Source organism: Pseudoalteromonas sp. APAL1, assembly GCF_021532475.1.
GTDB classification, from domain to species: domain Bacteria; phylum Pseudomonadota; class Gammaproteobacteria; order Enterobacterales; family Alteromonadaceae; genus Pseudoalteromonas; species Pseudoalteromonas lipolytica_C.
Genome location: NZ_JAKGAW010000002.1, coordinates 167,495 through 181,423, shown reverse-complemented (window position 1 = coordinate 181,423; position 13,929 = coordinate 167,495). Strand labels below are relative to the sequence as shown.

Annotated in this window: 16 protein-coding genes; 5 read left to right on the top strand and 11 right to left on the bottom strand. The window is 41.1% G+C overall.

Annotated elements, in window-relative coordinates; translation table 11 throughout:
- Positions 1-2: 2 nt before the first annotated feature.
- Complete coding sequence (gene oadA / locus L1264_RS02060) at positions 3-1,775, bottom strand: sodium-extruding oxaloacetate decarboxylase subunit alpha (protein WP_199526245.1); 1,773 nt, start codon at positions 1,773-1,775, stop codon at positions 3-5.
- A gap of 15 nt (positions 1,776-1,790) precedes the next feature.
- Entirely contained in the window at positions 1,791-2,039 is a 249-nt protein-coding gene (locus L1264_RS02055; RefSeq protein ID WP_135925840.1) for an OadG family protein, read from the bottom strand.
- Positions 2,040-2,571: 532 nt separating this feature from the next.
- Here L1264_RS02055 and L1264_RS02050 point away from each other — a divergent pair.
- Both L1264_RS02050 and L1264_RS02045 read left to right on the top strand, forming a co-directional pair.
- Positions 2,572-2,745, top strand: coding sequence for a DUF1328 domain-containing protein (locus L1264_RS02050; RefSeq protein WP_064485886.1), 174 nt, complete (start codon positions 2,572-2,574; stop codon positions 2,743-2,745).
- A 52-nt stretch (positions 2,746-2,797) separates the two neighbouring features.
- On the top strand, positions 2,798-2,989 hold the full coding sequence (locus tag L1264_RS02045; RefSeq protein WP_135925841.1) for a hypothetical protein: 192 nt from the start codon (positions 2,798-2,800) through the stop codon (positions 2,987-2,989).
- 156 nt (positions 2,990-3,145) lie between these two features.
- On the opposite strand, the gene L1264_RS02040 is transcribed toward L1264_RS02045, so the two are convergent.
- A complete protein-coding gene (locus tag L1264_RS02040; RefSeq protein WP_199526246.1) occupies positions 3,146-4,069 on the bottom strand; it encodes a hypothetical protein in 924 nt (307 codons plus the stop codon).
- A 124-nt stretch (positions 4,070-4,193) separates the two neighbouring features.
- On the opposite strand from L1264_RS02040, the gene L1264_RS02035 reads away from it, so the two are divergent.
- Positions 4,194-4,661, top strand: a complete 468-nt coding sequence (locus tag L1264_RS02035; protein ID WP_199526247.1) for a YcxB family protein — start codon at positions 4,194-4,196, stop codon at positions 4,659-4,661.
- Between the two features lie 26 nt (positions 4,662-4,687).
- Here the strand turns inward: L1264_RS02035 and csrA are convergent, their stop codons facing one another.
- The 6 genes from csrA to L1264_RS02005 form a co-directional block, all read right to left on the bottom strand.
- Positions 4,688-4,879 (bottom strand): carbon storage regulator CsrA, encoded by a 192-nt coding sequence (csrA, locus tag L1264_RS02030; RefSeq protein WP_036970495.1) that lies wholly within the window; start codon positions 4,877-4,879, stop codon positions 4,688-4,690.
- A 93-nt stretch (positions 4,880-4,972) separates the two neighbouring features.
- Positions 4,973-6,190 carry an aspartate kinase gene (locus L1264_RS02025; protein ID WP_199526248.1) on the bottom strand — a complete coding sequence of 406 codons (1,218 nt, stop codon included), beginning with the start codon at positions 6,188-6,190 and terminating at the stop codon, positions 4,973-4,975.
- A 6-nt stretch (positions 6,191-6,196) separates the two neighbouring features.
- Positions 6,197-8,797, bottom strand: coding sequence for an alanine--tRNA ligase (alaS, locus tag L1264_RS02020; RefSeq protein ID WP_199526249.1), 2,601 nt, complete (start codon positions 8,795-8,797; stop codon positions 6,197-6,199).
- Positions 8,798-8,814: 17 nt separating this feature from the next.
- The gene (locus L1264_RS02015) at positions 8,815-9,267 is read right to left on the bottom strand and encodes a regulatory protein RecX (protein ID WP_135925846.1); all 453 of its coding nucleotides are present in this window, start codon (positions 9,265-9,267) and stop codon (positions 8,815-8,817) included.
- On the bottom strand, positions 9,267-10,061 hold the full coding sequence (locus tag L1264_RS02010) for a BPSS1780 family membrane protein (protein ID WP_138558654.1): 795 nt from the start codon (positions 10,059-10,061) through the stop codon (positions 9,267-9,269). Before L1264_RS02010 ends, L1264_RS02015 begins: the two co-directional genes overlap by 1 nt.
- A 78-nt stretch (positions 10,062-10,139) precedes the next feature.
- Entirely contained in the window at positions 10,140-10,766 is a 627-nt protein-coding gene (locus L1264_RS02005; RefSeq protein WP_135925848.1) for a GTP cyclohydrolase II, read from the bottom strand.
- Between the two features lie 331 nt (positions 10,767-11,097).
- Between L1264_RS02005 and L1264_RS02000 the strand changes: the two genes are divergently transcribed.
- Positions 11,098-12,168: an energy transducer TonB gene (locus tag L1264_RS02000; RefSeq protein WP_199526250.1), complete on the top strand. Its 1,071-nt coding sequence runs from the start codon at positions 11,098-11,100 to the stop codon at positions 12,166-12,168.
- 29 nt (positions 12,169-12,197) lie between these two features.
- Here L1264_RS02000 and L1264_RS01995 read toward each other — a convergent pair whose 3' ends face one another.
- Positions 12,198-12,647: a low molecular weight protein-tyrosine-phosphatase gene (locus tag L1264_RS01995; RefSeq protein WP_135925850.1), complete on the bottom strand. Its 450-nt coding sequence runs from the start codon at positions 12,645-12,647 to the stop codon at positions 12,198-12,200.
- Positions 12,648-12,656: 9 nt separating this feature from the next.
- Positions 12,657-13,163 carry a DUF3087 domain-containing protein gene (locus L1264_RS01990; protein WP_135925851.1) on the bottom strand — a complete coding sequence of 169 codons (507 nt, stop codon included), beginning with the start codon at positions 13,161-13,163 and terminating at the stop codon, positions 12,657-12,659.
- 117 nt (positions 13,164-13,280) lie between these two features.
- Between L1264_RS01990 and L1264_RS01985 the strand changes: the two genes are divergently transcribed.
- Positions 13,281-13,928 carry an energy transducer TonB gene (locus tag L1264_RS01985; protein ID WP_138558656.1) on the top strand — a complete coding sequence of 216 codons (648 nt, stop codon included), beginning with the start codon at positions 13,281-13,283 and terminating at the stop codon, positions 13,926-13,928.
- Position 13,929: the final 1 nt, after the last annotated feature.

The window sequence follows — 13,929 nt, the reverse complement described above, 5'->3', positions numbered from 1 at the left end:
TCCTACGCCAGCGCGATTAATGCATCGCCAGTGGCAACAGAATCACCTTCGGCAACTAAAACTTCAGCAACCGTGCCGGTATGTGCAGCGCGAATTTCAGTTTCCATTTTCATCGCTTCCATAATGATAACTACATCACCTTGGTTTACTGTTTGGCCTGGCTTTACTTTCACTTTGAAAATATTACCCGCCAATGGCGCGTTTAAAGTTTCGCCAGCAGACGCTGAAGCAGACTGAGGAATTAACTCACTGTCTTTTAAAGTCACCTCTTTAAGCTCACCACCTTGTGCTACAACGACATCGTAAACTTTGCCATCAACTTTAACGCTGTATTGCTCAGCTTTTACTGAGTTTGCTGCAGCTGGTTTGCTTTCTGACTTAGCAACTTCACCTGTAGGAATAGCTTCAAATGCATCAGGATTATTTCGGTTTTTAATAAACTTAAGACCAATTTGTGGAAATAATGCATAGGTAAGCACATCATCAATCACATCATCAGCAAGCTCTAAACCTTGCTCTTTAGCTTCTTTTAATAATTCAGCTTCTAGCTTCTCAAGTTCAGGTTCAAGTTTATCAGCAGGACGACAAGTAATTGCTTCTGCGCCATCTAGAACACGTTCTTGTAGCTCTTTATTCATAGGCGCTGGCGTTGCACCGTACTCACCTTTAAGTACACCAGCGGTTTCTTTGGTAATCGTTTTATAGCGCTCACCAGTCAATACATTAAGTACCGCTTGAGTACCGACAATTTGAGACGTTGGAGTAACCAGTGGAATATAGCCTAAGTCTTCACGAACACGTGGGATCTCAAGTAATACTTGATCAAGCTTATCGGCAGCACCTTGCTCTTTAAGCTGGTTTTCCATGTTAGTTAACATACCACCTGGCACTTGTGCTAATAAGATACGGCCATCAACACCTTTTAGGCTACCTTCAAAAGCAGCATATTTTTTACGAACATCACGGAAGTAAGCGGCAATTTCTTCTAGTTGGTTTAAATCTAGGCCGGTATCTCGCTCTGTGCCTTCAACAATCGACACGATTGTTTCTGTGGCGCTATGACCATAAGTCATACTCATAGATGAAATTGCGGTATCAAGCATATCGATACCTGCATCTATAGCTTTTTGGTAAGTTGCAGTACTTAATCCTGTCGTCGCGTGACATTGCATCGCGATAGGAATAGATACGGTTTCTTTTAAACCTTTGATTAACTGCTCACAATCATATGGCTTCAATAAACCAGCCATATCTTTAATACAAATAGAATGACAGCCTAGTTCTTCGAGCTGTTTCGCAAGTTTAAGCCACATATCAAGTGTGTGCACTGGGCTTACGGTGTACGAAATAGTACCTTGAGCGTGTGCGCCTACTTTAACCGCTGCTTTAATTGCAGTTTCAAGATTACGTACATCGTTCATAGCATCGAAAATTCGGAACACATCTACACCATTTTTATGGGCTCGCTCTACAAACTTTTCGACAACATCGTCTGCATAATGGCGGTAGCCTAAAAGGTTTTGTCCGCGCAATAGCATTTGCTGTTTAGTATTTGGCATTGCCGCTTTTAATTCGCGAATACGTTGCCAAGGATCTTCACCTAAATAACGGATACATGAGTCAAAGGTTGCTCCACCCCATGATTCAATAGACCAATAACCTGCACTATCAAGTTTTTCAGCCATGGGTAGCATGTCGTCTAAGCGCATACGCGTGGCCAATAAAGACTGATGAGCGTCACGCAATACTAATTCTGTAAGTTTTAATTTAGCCATGTTTAAGCTGCCCCATTATTTTTGTTTATTTCGAAATTGTGCAATTGCAGCGCTGATCGCGGCAATATGTGCCTGAGGCACACCCTGTTGAGGTTGAATTTTTGCTGTTCGTGTTGGCTCTACACTTGTAGGATCATCGAATCGGCTTACAACTTTCGACATTAAAATAACCGCAGATATTAAAATGCTCAGAAAAACAAACACGCCAACCATGCCTGTCACCATTAAGCTGCCTGCAGTTGTGAGCAATTCACCAATATCCATACAACTCCCCTTCGATGATTAAAAATAAAAAATCATTTTTGTTAAATATTTATTCAGCGATAATAACAAACAAAAATAATTTGTATAGCCTATTGTAAATTGGTAAAACCAATTAAACTCAAAATAACATAGAGCACAACTAATTAACACCATACTATTTCAGCAATTAACCTTACGTTATAGATGATAAAAATAATGAATATAGCCATCAGTTATATTAAAACAAACCGACGAAAAGCAAGTTCTGTTCAAAAACCCTGCTTAACAAGGTGTTACAGTAACAACTCATGACAAAGCGTGAAATTGGTCTTACCAATAAAGACAAAACTAAATATAAAATGAATTTAATTAATATGAAAAAATATCACTATGAATAAGTTACACGCTTGATCGTAAAAGTTACCAAAAGAATAACCATGCCCCGCCCACAAAAACCGCTAAGCGACTGAAATATAATGATAATAATGATTGGCATAAAACTCGCTTTATTCAACTCGACCATTTGAAAAATTAATTAGGCAAGGAGACCACTATGTTACGCTGGACCATTACTTTTTTAGTTATTGCATTAATCGCTGCAGTGTTAGGTTTTGGCGGTATTGCTGGAGCCGCAGCAGGCATTGCTAAGATTATCTTTTTCATTTTTTTAGTATTGCTTGTTATTTCGTTAGTGTCAGGTGCTCTTAGAGGCAACGTACCTAAGTAAAGCAAGTTAAAATTTAATTAACCCTAATATTTAATTTACAAGGAATTTAGTTATGAAAAATTCAACTTTAAAAGCCGCTACTATCGCCCTATTTTCAGGTTTATTCATTATGGGTTGTGAAGACAACTCAGCAGAGGAAGCCGGTGAGCGTATAGATGAAGCAATCACTGATACACAAAATGCAGTTGAAGATGCATGTGAAGAAGTTAAAGAAGGTGTTAAAGCAGAAGAAACTAACTGCTAATATCACCCCTTACGAAAAAAGCGGCCTAGTGCCGCTTTTTTGTGTTTGTAAGTTAGCAACTTTAGGTTGCCTACTGCTTGTGTCAAGAAACTCGCTAACTTGTTGGGTTTCACTCCGTTCTACCCAACCTACAAGCTGATGGCTAAGAGTACGCTTTCATTCACAAGACGTTGTGAGAGGCTTATTTGTCGTTACACTCGCTATATGCCACTGGCCGTCGATAAAACTCACTTTTGCGACATCACTTACGGCAAAATCACCGGGGACATTTAAGCGCGTTAAGTTACTCGCTAACTGTTGTGTACAGTATGGCCCTGTATCACCATGCATCACGAGCACTGGCTTATTGGTATGCTTTGCAAAATCGCTGATGGCATCTCGGTATACTTTAAAAACATCACAATCGGCGCGCTGTGACTCACTGCAAGCGGATTTACTGGTTGGGTGGTAAATATCTGCCTGAAAGCCAAACACATAGGCCTTAGCATCCTGATGAACATGTGCTTGCTTTAGCCAAATGAGATTGTATTTATCACGCATATCGGCGGCATCCAGTGCTGCGTTTTTATCACTTTTTAAGATTTGCGAGCGACCATTAAAGGTGCCCGGGATATGCAAGGTACGAAACTCAATGCCATTAAATTGCCATCGGGCATTTTCTGGCATCTCGTTTTGTGTCGCATAACCCTGTAGCCGCTTTGCTTTTTGTGTATAAGCTTCGTCGAACATTAAGCCTTTAACAAAGCTTAGCCGCTCAAGCTCATCAAAACGCACAGATAGCTTTTCTCGGTCGCAATCGGTCCATTCATTATCACCTGGGGTGTAAATAAAAGGTTTTTCGGTCAACGATGTTAGTAACGCCTTGTTAGTTTGCAAAAGCTTATTCGTACATGCAAGTGAGCCCGATTTCATATCGCCCAAGTGCATCAAAAATTCATGAGGTGTCGCTGCGATTGCCTTGGCAATTTTTCCGCCTTCTGCGAGATTAATTTCATCTATCGGGGTGTATGGCATATCGCCCATAACCAAAAAAGTATTTGTAGTCATTGCAAGTGCTAACGACATTGAACTAACAAACATATAGCTTACACCTTTAAAATACACATACATTAAGCTCTCACAATGACAACTAAATGAAAACCAACTGCGGCAGATTTTTTTTATCAATGTTAAACTGCTATCAGCAAATTAAGTGAGCCCACGAATGACATTAACTACAACTTACACATTAGATAAACCGTATTACTACGAGTGCTTTGATGAATCTTTACCCTACTCATCTCAGGCTAAACCTAAATATCCTCTGTTAGCATTGCTCATAACATTAGGCCTACTAGCCTTTTACCAGTTAGAAAACCATTATTTAGGTAGTTTTATGATAATGCTTGCCGTAGTGGAGTGCTTATCGTTTTATTATAAACGTCCATGGTGGGTGGCCAGACAAATGATGAGTCGTGCTTCAGGTAGTGAAGTAACTATCGTGTTTGATGATGAAGGTGTTAAAGCCGAAAATCCCTATAAACACTATCAACTAACATGGCAACAAATTACAGACATAATTGAGACTGAGCGAGGCTATATTTTGAAAGCTAGTCGAGGTATGCAATACCTGTCTAAAAAAGCGCTAAATGAAGAGATTATTGCAGAACTAAATAAAAGAGCCACTCAATGAGTGGCTCTTAAAATATCTTTCGCTGATTAAACGTTGCCCGGATTTGGGTTAGATTTCTCTGCTTGGATGCGCATGTAGATTTCTTCACGATGTACTGATACATCTTTAGGCGCATTAACACCAATGCGAACTTGATTTCCTTTAACACCAAGAACAGTAACTGTAACTTCGTCACCGATCATAAGGGTTTCACCTACTCTACGAGTTAGTATTAGCATTCTCTTGCTCCCATATTCCAAAAAATTAAAAGATTCCGCGTCAAAAACATTCTAATGAAATCTAGACTTAAAAGTAAGTAAAAACTCTAAATCTTATTCATTTTCAGTTAAAAAAACTTTGTGCAGCGCACGTACTGCCAGCTCTAAATATTTTTCGTCTATTAGAACTGAAATCTTAATTTCAGATGTCGACACCAAAATGACTTTGATGTTTTCTTCGGCAAGCGCATTAAAAAATAAACTTGCTACTCCAGAGTGTGACTTCATCCCCACTCCTACTGCTGACACCTTAGCAACATTGCTTATTCCTTTAATAGAATCTGCGCCAAGCGCAGCCTGATTTAAGGTTAAAACTTCCAATGCTTGTTCAAAATCATTGGTGTGCACAGTAAAAGCATAGTCTATTTTTTCAAAGTTATGATTAACTTGATTAATCATATCAATTTCGATACCAAACTCTGCAAAAAGTTTCGTAATTTTAGCCAGGTTTTCAATCCCATATTGCATTTGATTGATATAAATCAAACTTTCATCACGATTGAAAGCAATACCTGACACAATATTTGCTTGCACTTCCGGTTCCTCAAAACTGATCAAGGTCCCTTGATCTGGGTTAAAACTCGATAGTACTCTGAGCGGTATATTGTATTTTCCTGCCGCTTCTACACTACGAATATGCAATACCTTAGCACCTAAACTCGCCATTTCGAGCATTTCTTCGAAAGTAACATGGCTCATTCGACGAGCATTTGGTTCAATACGCGGATCAGTTGTATATACGCCATCAACATCGGTATAGATCTGACATTCGTCAGCATTAATCGCTCCCGCAATCTCAACTGCTGAAGTATCAGTACCACCTCGGCCAAGTGTGGTGATATTACCTTCAATATCTCGGCCCTGAAAGCCTGCGATTATAGCAATACGGTTGTGCTCAAGCTCATGCTTTAAACGAGTCGCTGCAACCTCTTCAATACGCGCTTTACCAAACATATTGTCGGTGCGAATGTTGACCTGATCAGCCAGCAAACTTACCGCTGAGTGGCCACGTTTAATGATAGCCATTGCCAGTAAAGAAACAGACACTTGCTCACCTGTGGTAAGCAGTACATCAAGCTCACGGGCGCTTGGTCGAGAATCAATTTGTTTAGCGAGTTGAATAAGACGGTTAGTTTCTCCCGACATAGCCGAGAGCACCACCACAACTTGATGGCCTTGCTGCTTGGTTCTTACAACAAGGTCGGCGACGGCCTCAATTCGCTCGATTGAGCCAACTGAGGTGCCACCGAATTTTTGGACGATAAGTGCCACTAGTAGTTAAGAACGCTCAGATAGCCAACCAGTTACACTTTCTAAGGCTGCTGCAAGGTTCTCTGGCTGAGTACCACCAGCTTGTGCCATATCAGGACGACCACCGCCCTTACCGCCTACTTGTGCAGCCATGTGGTTTACAAGCTCACCGGCTTTCACTTTACCTGTTAGGTCTTTAGTTACACCTGCAATTAGGCTTACTTTGTCGCCATTAGCTACGCCAAGGGCAATAACACCTGAACCAATCTTCGTTTTCAGGTCATCAACCATGCCGCGAAGTGCTTTAGACTCAGTACCAGCAACATCAGCAACCAGTAGCTTAATACCGTTAACTTCAACAACAGAGTCAAGTAACGATGCACCTGCCGCGCTTGCTAGCTTGTCGTTAAGCTGTGCAATTTGCTTCTCAAGGCCTTTTGATTTCTCAAGTAATGCCGTTACTTTTTCAAGTACTGTGCTGCTATCACCTTTTACTAGCGCTGCAACATCATTTAACTGTTGCTCTTGCTCACTTACATAAGCAACTGCTTCAGCACCTGTTACTGCTTCAATACGGCGGATACCGGCAGCGATACCGCTTTCTGATACGATTTTAAATAAACCGATGTCACCTGCACGCTTAACGTGAGTACCACCACATAACTCGATTGAGTAATCACCAATGGTTACTACGCGAACTTCGTCGTCGTATTTTTCACCGAATAATGCCATTGCACCTTTTGCTTTTGCATCTTCGATAGCCATTAGTTCAGTCTCAAGTGCAAAGTTACGACGGATTTCGTCGTTCACTGCGCGCTCAATTTGACGTAATTCGTCTTTTGTAACTGCTTCAAAGTGTGAGAAGTCAAAACGTAAACGTTCTGGGTCAACAAGTGAACCTTTTTGATTTACGTGCTCACCTAAAATTTGACGTAACGTTTCGTGTAAAATGTGTGTTGCAGTGTGATTTTTCTTGATGCTATCGCGACGTGCTGCATCAATGGTTGCCTCTGCTTTATCGTTTGTACCAATGCGGCCTTGTACACGACCATGGTGCGCAAATGCATTACCAAGCTTAGTGGTGTTAGTAACGACAAACTCACCGCCAGCAACTTTTAACACACCGGTATCACCAACCTGACCACCTGATTCAGCATAGAACGGTGTGCGGTCAAGGATTGCGATACCTTCTTGACCATCTTCAAGTACAGAAACAGATTGACCTTCATGGAAAAGCTCAACCACAGTACCTGTATAATGCTCTGCATCGTAACCTTTAAAGTCTGTGTGTTTTTCAGACTTAAGTTGTTGGTTGTAATCAGCACCAAACTTACCAGCTTGCTGTGCTTGCTTACGTTGCACTGCCATGCACTCTTGGAAACCGTGCTCATCAATGGTCATAAAACGCTCACGCGCCACGTCTGCCGTTAAATCAGCAGGGAAACCATAAGTGTCGTAAAGTTTGAATACTAAGTCACCTGGGATCACATCACCTTTGATGTCTGCTAGGCTTTCTTCAAGAATTGCCAGACCACGTTCAAGTGTTTTACCAAACTGCTCTTCTTCAATACGTAGTACTTTTTCGATAATTTCTTGTTGCTTAGCAAGCTCTGGGTAAGCTTGACCCATTTGCTCAATTAACGCAGCAACAAGCTTATAGAAGAATGCGCCTTTCGCGCCTAACTTGTTACCGTGACGAACCGCACGACGAATAATACGACGTAGTACATAACCACGGCCTTCATTAGATGGCATAACGCCGTCAGATACTAAGAATGCACACGAACGAATGTGGTCAGCCACAACGCGTAACGATTTATCATCTAAGTCTTGTGCGTTAGTCACTTTAGCCGCAGCTGCAATGAGTGCTTGGAATAAATCGATTTCGTAGTTTGAGTGCACGCCTTGTAAAATTGCAGAGATACGCTCAAGACCCATACCAGTATCAACAGACTGCTTAGGAAGCGGCTCCATTGTACCGTCGGCATGGCGGTTAAACTGCATGAATACTAGGTTCCAGATCTCAATGAAACGGTCACCGTCTTCTTCTGGTGAACCCGGAGGACCACCCCAAATGTGCTCACCGTGATCGTAAAATATCTCAGAACATGGACCACACGGACCCGTATCGCCCATTGACCAGAAGTTATCGCTAGTTGCAATGCGAATAATGCGGTCTTCACTCAGACCTACTTCTTTATGCCAAATGTTGAAAGCATCTTCGTCATCGTGATAAATGGTAACGAGTAGCTTTTCTTGCGGAAGTTTTACAACTTCAGTTAAAAATTCCCAAGCAAACTTAATTGCGTCTTGCTTGAAATAATCACCAAAGCTGAAGTTACCTAACATTTCAAAGAATGTATGGTGACGTGCTGTGTAACCTACGTTTTCAAGGTCGTTATGTTTACCACCGGCACGTACACAACGTTGTGAGCTGGTTGCACGTGAATAAGGGCGGCTTTCCGCACCTAAAAATACATCTTTAAATTGCACCATACCGGCATTATTGAATAATAACGTGGCATCGTTACCCGGGATCAGCGAGCTTGAAGGAACAATTTGGTGTTGTTTAGAGGCAAAAAAGTCTAAGAACTGTTGCCTGATCTGTGCGGTAGTCATATGCTGCATGTGAAAATCTCACCCGTTTATTGCTGTGCTTGCATTGCAAAATCAATTTGTTCGTAATTAAAGCCTCGATACATCAAGTAGCGAACACGTTTCGCTTTTTCTTTCTGGTCGAGTTCTTTACCTGAATTTGAAAACTTCTTTAAATATGCGTCCTGTGCGAGTTCAAACCAATCGATTTCGAACTCTTCGAGCGTCTTATCTAATAATGCTCGGTCTATCCCTTTTGCCATCGCTTCGCTCTGAATGCGTTTTGCACCATGATACTTTGCTAAATGGCGGCGTACAAACCCTTCACAATAGCGCTGCTCGTTAATAAAGTTGTGTGACTCACACCAATCTAACAAACGCTCTGTGAACTCTGGCGTCGCCTCTTTTTGCTGTAACTTTCGGGTTAGATCCCGACGCGAATAATCTTGTCGAGATAGTAACCAAAGTACGTAATTCTTTAACTTTTGTTCTTTATCATCCATTACGCGTCAAAACGTCCTGATTGCGACGGTGATTCAGGCGCATTAGCTTGGTCATCACTTTTTGGTACAACCGGCATAAAAATAGCCTGAAATGACACGAAGAAACTAATGTAACAAATTGGCATTAAAACCAATAGAGGAATAAACGATAAAGGAATACAGATCACCATTAACACGGCACAAATAAGGCCATACACACTCAGTGGTGCCATATTTTTATAAAATACCATAAAAGAGGTTTTTAACACCGCAAACATGTTGCTTTGCTTTTGAAAGTAGACCAAAGGTACTGCGTAGGCAAAAGCCGTTAAATACACACAGATAGCCAATAAAAATACCGCAACTTGCCCCATAGAAATGGTCGCTAATAAATCAGCCAAATGAGCTTGATTTTGAGGGTCAAAAGTCTGACTCGAGATAACCGCGTAAGCATCTGCAAAGATAAAATTAGACAGTAATGCCAATAAAATACCCGCCGCCATCTGATACACAGCGACTCGCACTAAACCAATACGGTTTCCTTTGTTGCTAAATGGCTTAAAAATATCAGCTTGGCTGATAGTGCCACCTTGTTGTTTTGTGAGCACAGCTTGATAAAACCCCGCCATTAAAAACGGCGTCACAAACGCACCAACAACTTGCAATAGAGGCAGTACTAGCGCCAAAAAGCTAATTACCACTATTAGCAGATGCATTAAGATAAAAGTAAACGGTTGCAGCTTAAAGATTTCCCAGCCTGCTTTAAACCACTTTACGCCTGCACCAGCTTTAAAAACACGAACTTCGATTGACATAATTTCTCATTCAATAACGACAAAACGCACCGAGTATAACTGGGTGCGCTACTTGTTTATAGTCACCTGTTGTGAAATTTATTCAGGCTTTTTAATTTTTTTAATATCAAGCATGTGCGAACCATGTTTGATTTTCGTTTCGAGGTAAGCACGATTGCCTACTACACCTGCTTTAATATGAGCGTGCGTGCCCACAACAGAGTCAACCTCAATGCCTGCATCACGCAGTGCTTTAAGTTTATTTGGGTTATTGGTCATTAACTTAACGTGCTTTTGCCCAAGAGCCTCTAACATTAAAACCGCATCTGAAAAGTCACGTAAATCATCAGCAAAACCCAAGTGGTTATTCGCCTCGTAAGTATTCATGCCTTGTGACTGCAATACGTAAGCATCAATCTTATTGTATAAACCAATGCCACGGCCCTCTTGGCGTAAGTACAGTAAAATGCCGCCTTGCTGATGCATCATTTCGATACACTCATTTAATTGTTCACCACAATCGCAACGTGACGAGTGAAATACATCGCCAGTTAAACACTCTGAATGCATGCGAATTAATGGCACATCTTGCTCAGTGTCGGCTTGATTAAATACTAATGCCACATGCTCTTGACCATCTTTTAAACCACTAAAAGATACGATTTCTGCAGGAATATCACTGTTTTTGCCAACATTTAGCTGGACTCTTGCTCTTACTTGCGCCACGACAAATCCAAAATTAAAAAATAAATGCGATACTGCAAATGTGATTACAACAGCTTGAAGGTTGTAAGAATGCAACATACGACGAGTGATAACTAATATTGAGGCAGTTACCAGCAATTCAAGTATTATACACTCAAACCACTTGAAGATACGAGCTTTGCGCTATGAAAGCCGGGGTTTTTACTGCAACAAATAATCTAAAAACATAAACACAAAGCAAGCATTGATGCATCTAAAGCGATTTGATACCTTGTACCTAGTTATGATAACCATTATCATTAACTTGTATCAGTTATCATCCAAAAACTGGGCAGAGATAATAAGGATTATTATGAAAAAGAGCTCACTTGCCTTATGCATTGCATTACTATTTAGTCAGCAAGGCATTGCCAATGAAACGACCGCACAAGAATTTAACGACACCTATCGCGCTTATGTCGCCGCTGTAGAAAACCAACAAGACAGCAGCGAACTTGCTAAAAAAGCATTTGAGTTAGGTAAAGAGGTTTATGGCGAAAGCGCCGACAACACCGCAAACCTTGCCATTAACTATGCAAACAGCCTCGCTAAAAGCGAACAAGATCAGCGCTTTGAGTTATATCGTACAGCCTACGAAATACTCGAAAAAAACCACGGCAAGCTAAGTGTGCAAGTGTATGACTCATTAATCGGCATGGCAGAATCCACCCCTTCAGCTAAGCGTGCTGATACGTATTTAGATGACGCTATTGCCATAGCTGAAAAGCAAAATTCAGCCAAACTTGTTGCTGACACAAAATTGACTGCGGCACGTATCCTTGCTTATAAAATTAATAGTGAACGCTATTACACAGCAAAGGAATATCTTGAAGAAGCCGATAAATACTACCAAGAAAACTTACCTGATAACGCTGTCGATCGTATTAGCGCTGACTTCTTAGTTGCCGCATTTGCAGAAAGCCAACGTAAATACAGCACAGCCATTGAACGTTTAAATCATGTAGTAAGCGTGTTTGATAAAGAGCTAGACTTTGATCACAAAACGGAACTCGATGCCCATTCCAAGCTGGTTCACTTATACGAAAAAACAGGTAAAAGTGACGAAGCAACCAAACATTGTATAGCGATTGCGAAAATGGTGCCTTGGAAAGAAAGCCAAGAACAAGAGCCGTTATACCGTGTGCCACCTAAATACCCAATGTCAAAAGCTCAACGTATGGAAGATGGCAGTGTCGTGATGGAATTTGAAGTAACCCCGTCAGGCTTTGTAGACAACATAACTGTGGTTGATTCTGAAGGTGGTACTGCGTTTGAAAGAGAAGCGGTTAAAGCAATGAAAAAATGGCGTTATGCGCCTAAGTTTGAAAATGGTCAAGCTATTGCTGCGACTTCTCGGGTGCAATTAGATTTTAAAATCAACTAATAAAAAGAAGGGTCGCAATGCGACCCTTTTTATAACCTGCTTAACAAGTTATCTGCTGCATCCTCAATTAAATCGAGAACCTTTTCGAAACCTTGATCGCCACCATAATAGGGATCAGGGATTTCGCTCTGCCCTGCATCACCATGACTTAAAAACAGCGACAACTTATATTGTAAGTGCTCTGGACACTGGGCTTGTAAATCAGCAAGATTTTGCTTGTCTGCCGCAAGGATTAAATCAAACTCATAAAAATCAGCTTGAGTCACAGGTCGCGAATATATCCCTTTAAAACTATAACCACGCTTTTCGGCTGCTGCTTTTGAACGTGAATCAGGTGGATTGCCTTGGTGATAGCCAATAGTGCCAGCAGAATCAACTTTAACATTGACACCCAATGCCTTGGCACGGCTACGAAGTACCGCTTCAGCAGTAGGTGAGCGGCAAATATTGCCCAAGCAAACAATCAAAACCTTTTTCATTATTCGTCCTTAAAATTGCTTTAAGATTGACTCATCATAACGTTCTGCATCAAGTGACAGGTTGTATTTTTCTGCCACACTATCAAGCTCTGCCTGCTTAATTGCCAACTCATCCATGGTAATGGTGTTGTCATCAAGCTGCCATAACAAACGCGAACCGGCATAGCTGTAATGAATTGCTAATAAAGCATCTGCATTGCCCTCGCGCCCTGCAGCTTTTAACTTTGGCATTTTTCGAGTAATTTTATTTAGCGCTTTTTTTAGCTCCCACACATAGACAATTTCAGTCATGTAATCATGATTGCGGTATTTATTAAGCACAAAGCCCACCAGCAAACTACACACAACAACACCTAATAGGTTCCAATGAAAATGGCTACCGCTTGGGTCAGGAAATAACGCTATTAACGTTTGTGAAATGGCTAAACTGCCAACGGCTAAAGCAATTACACAAGCAATAATTACTTGGTTTAAATGTTTACGGTAACGGGCTTTATCTATTTGAATAAGTTTCATAACAACCTAAAAAGTCACACTAAAATTAGTGAAAAATAAAAAGTGAAAAAAATTTCACCCCTTTTTTATTTGCCAGCCGTTTTAGCTATGAAAGCAATTATCCAAAGAGGAACGGCTATGCATACTTTACCACTAAACTCAGCAAGCTTGAATAACAGCAATACAGCTTTAAAGACAACCGCAGCAATTATTGGTGGCGGTGTAATGACCTTTGCAGCATTTGCATTTATGCAGTACTTAATTTCTGCTGAGCAAAGAGCCGATGTAAAAACAGGTCCAGATATTACGGTTGAAATTTATGAAGTACCAGAAGATTCAAAAGTGCAAGTAAAGCAAACACTGCCGCCACCACCAGTTGCTAAAATGCCACCAAAAACGCCGCCACGCCCAACGAGTGATAATCCAGATACGGTTGTGGTAGCAGATTTAACACCAACGATGACATTCGATAACATTGGCGACACGCTTAGCAAAAGCATTAACCAACCAACGGGAGATGCAACGCCAATTGTACGCATAAATCCTAAATACCCACCGGTTGCAGCCCGTGAGGGGATTGAAGGCTGGGTGCAAATTAGCTTTAGCATTTCACCGACTGGCGAAGTTATCGACCCAGTTATTATTGATGCAGAGCCTAAACGGGTATTTGACCGCGAAGCAATTCGCGCTATTAAACGTTGGAAATATCGCCCTAAAGTTGTTGAAGGTGTGGCACAATTACAAACAAACCAAAGCGTTCAACTTGATTTTAAAATAGATGGATAAC

What these genes read in the sequence shown, in the direction of transcription:
- oadA (WP_199526245.1), bottom strand. Translation starts at nt 1,775, where the DNA reads ATGGCTAAATTAAAACTTACAGAATTAGTATTGCGTGACGCTCATCAG.
- L1264_RS02055 (WP_135925840.1), bottom strand. Translation starts at nt 2,039, where the DNA reads ATGGATATTGGTGAATTGCTCACAACTGCAGGCAGCTTAATGGTGACA.
- L1264_RS02050 (WP_064485886.1), top strand. Translation starts at nt 2,572, where the DNA reads ATGTTACGCTGGACCATTACTTTTTTAGTTATTGCATTAATCGCTGCA.
- L1264_RS02045 (WP_135925841.1), top strand. Translation starts at nt 2,798, where the DNA reads ATGAAAAATTCAACTTTAAAAGCCGCTACTATCGCCCTATTTTCAGGT.
- L1264_RS02040 (WP_199526246.1), bottom strand. Translation starts at nt 4,069, where the DNA reads ATGTTTGTTAGTTCAATGTCGTTAGCACTTGCAATGACTACAAATACT.
- L1264_RS02035 (WP_199526247.1), top strand. Translation starts at nt 4,194, where the DNA reads ATGACATTAACTACAACTTACACATTAGATAAACCGTATTACTACGAG.
- csrA (WP_036970495.1), bottom strand. Translation starts at nt 4,879, where the DNA reads ATGCTAATACTAACTCGTAGAGTAGGTGAAACCCTTATGATCGGTGAC.
- alaS (WP_199526249.1), bottom strand. Translation starts at nt 8,797, where the DNA reads ATGCAGCATATGACTACCGCACAGATCAGGCAACAGTTCTTAGACTTT.
- L1264_RS02015 (WP_135925846.1), bottom strand. Translation starts at nt 9,267, where the DNA reads ATGGATGATAAAGAACAAAAGTTAAAGAATTACGTACTTTGGTTACTA.
- L1264_RS02010 (WP_138558654.1), bottom strand. Translation starts at nt 10,061, where the DNA reads ATGTCAATCGAAGTTCGTGTTTTTAAAGCTGGTGCAGGCGTAAAGTGG.
- L1264_RS02000 (WP_199526250.1), top strand. Translation starts at nt 11,098, where the DNA reads ATGAAAAAGAGCTCACTTGCCTTATGCATTGCATTACTATTTAGTCAG.
- L1264_RS01995 (WP_135925850.1), bottom strand. Translation starts at nt 12,647, where the DNA reads ATGAAAAAGGTTTTGATTGTTTGCTTGGGCAATATTTGCCGCTCACCT.
- L1264_RS01990 (WP_135925851.1), bottom strand. Translation starts at nt 13,163, where the DNA reads ATGAAACTTATTCAAATAGATAAAGCCCGTTACCGTAAACATTTAAAC.
- L1264_RS01985 (WP_138558656.1), top strand. Translation starts at nt 13,281, where the DNA reads ATGCATACTTTACCACTAAACTCAGCAAGCTTGAATAACAGCAATACA.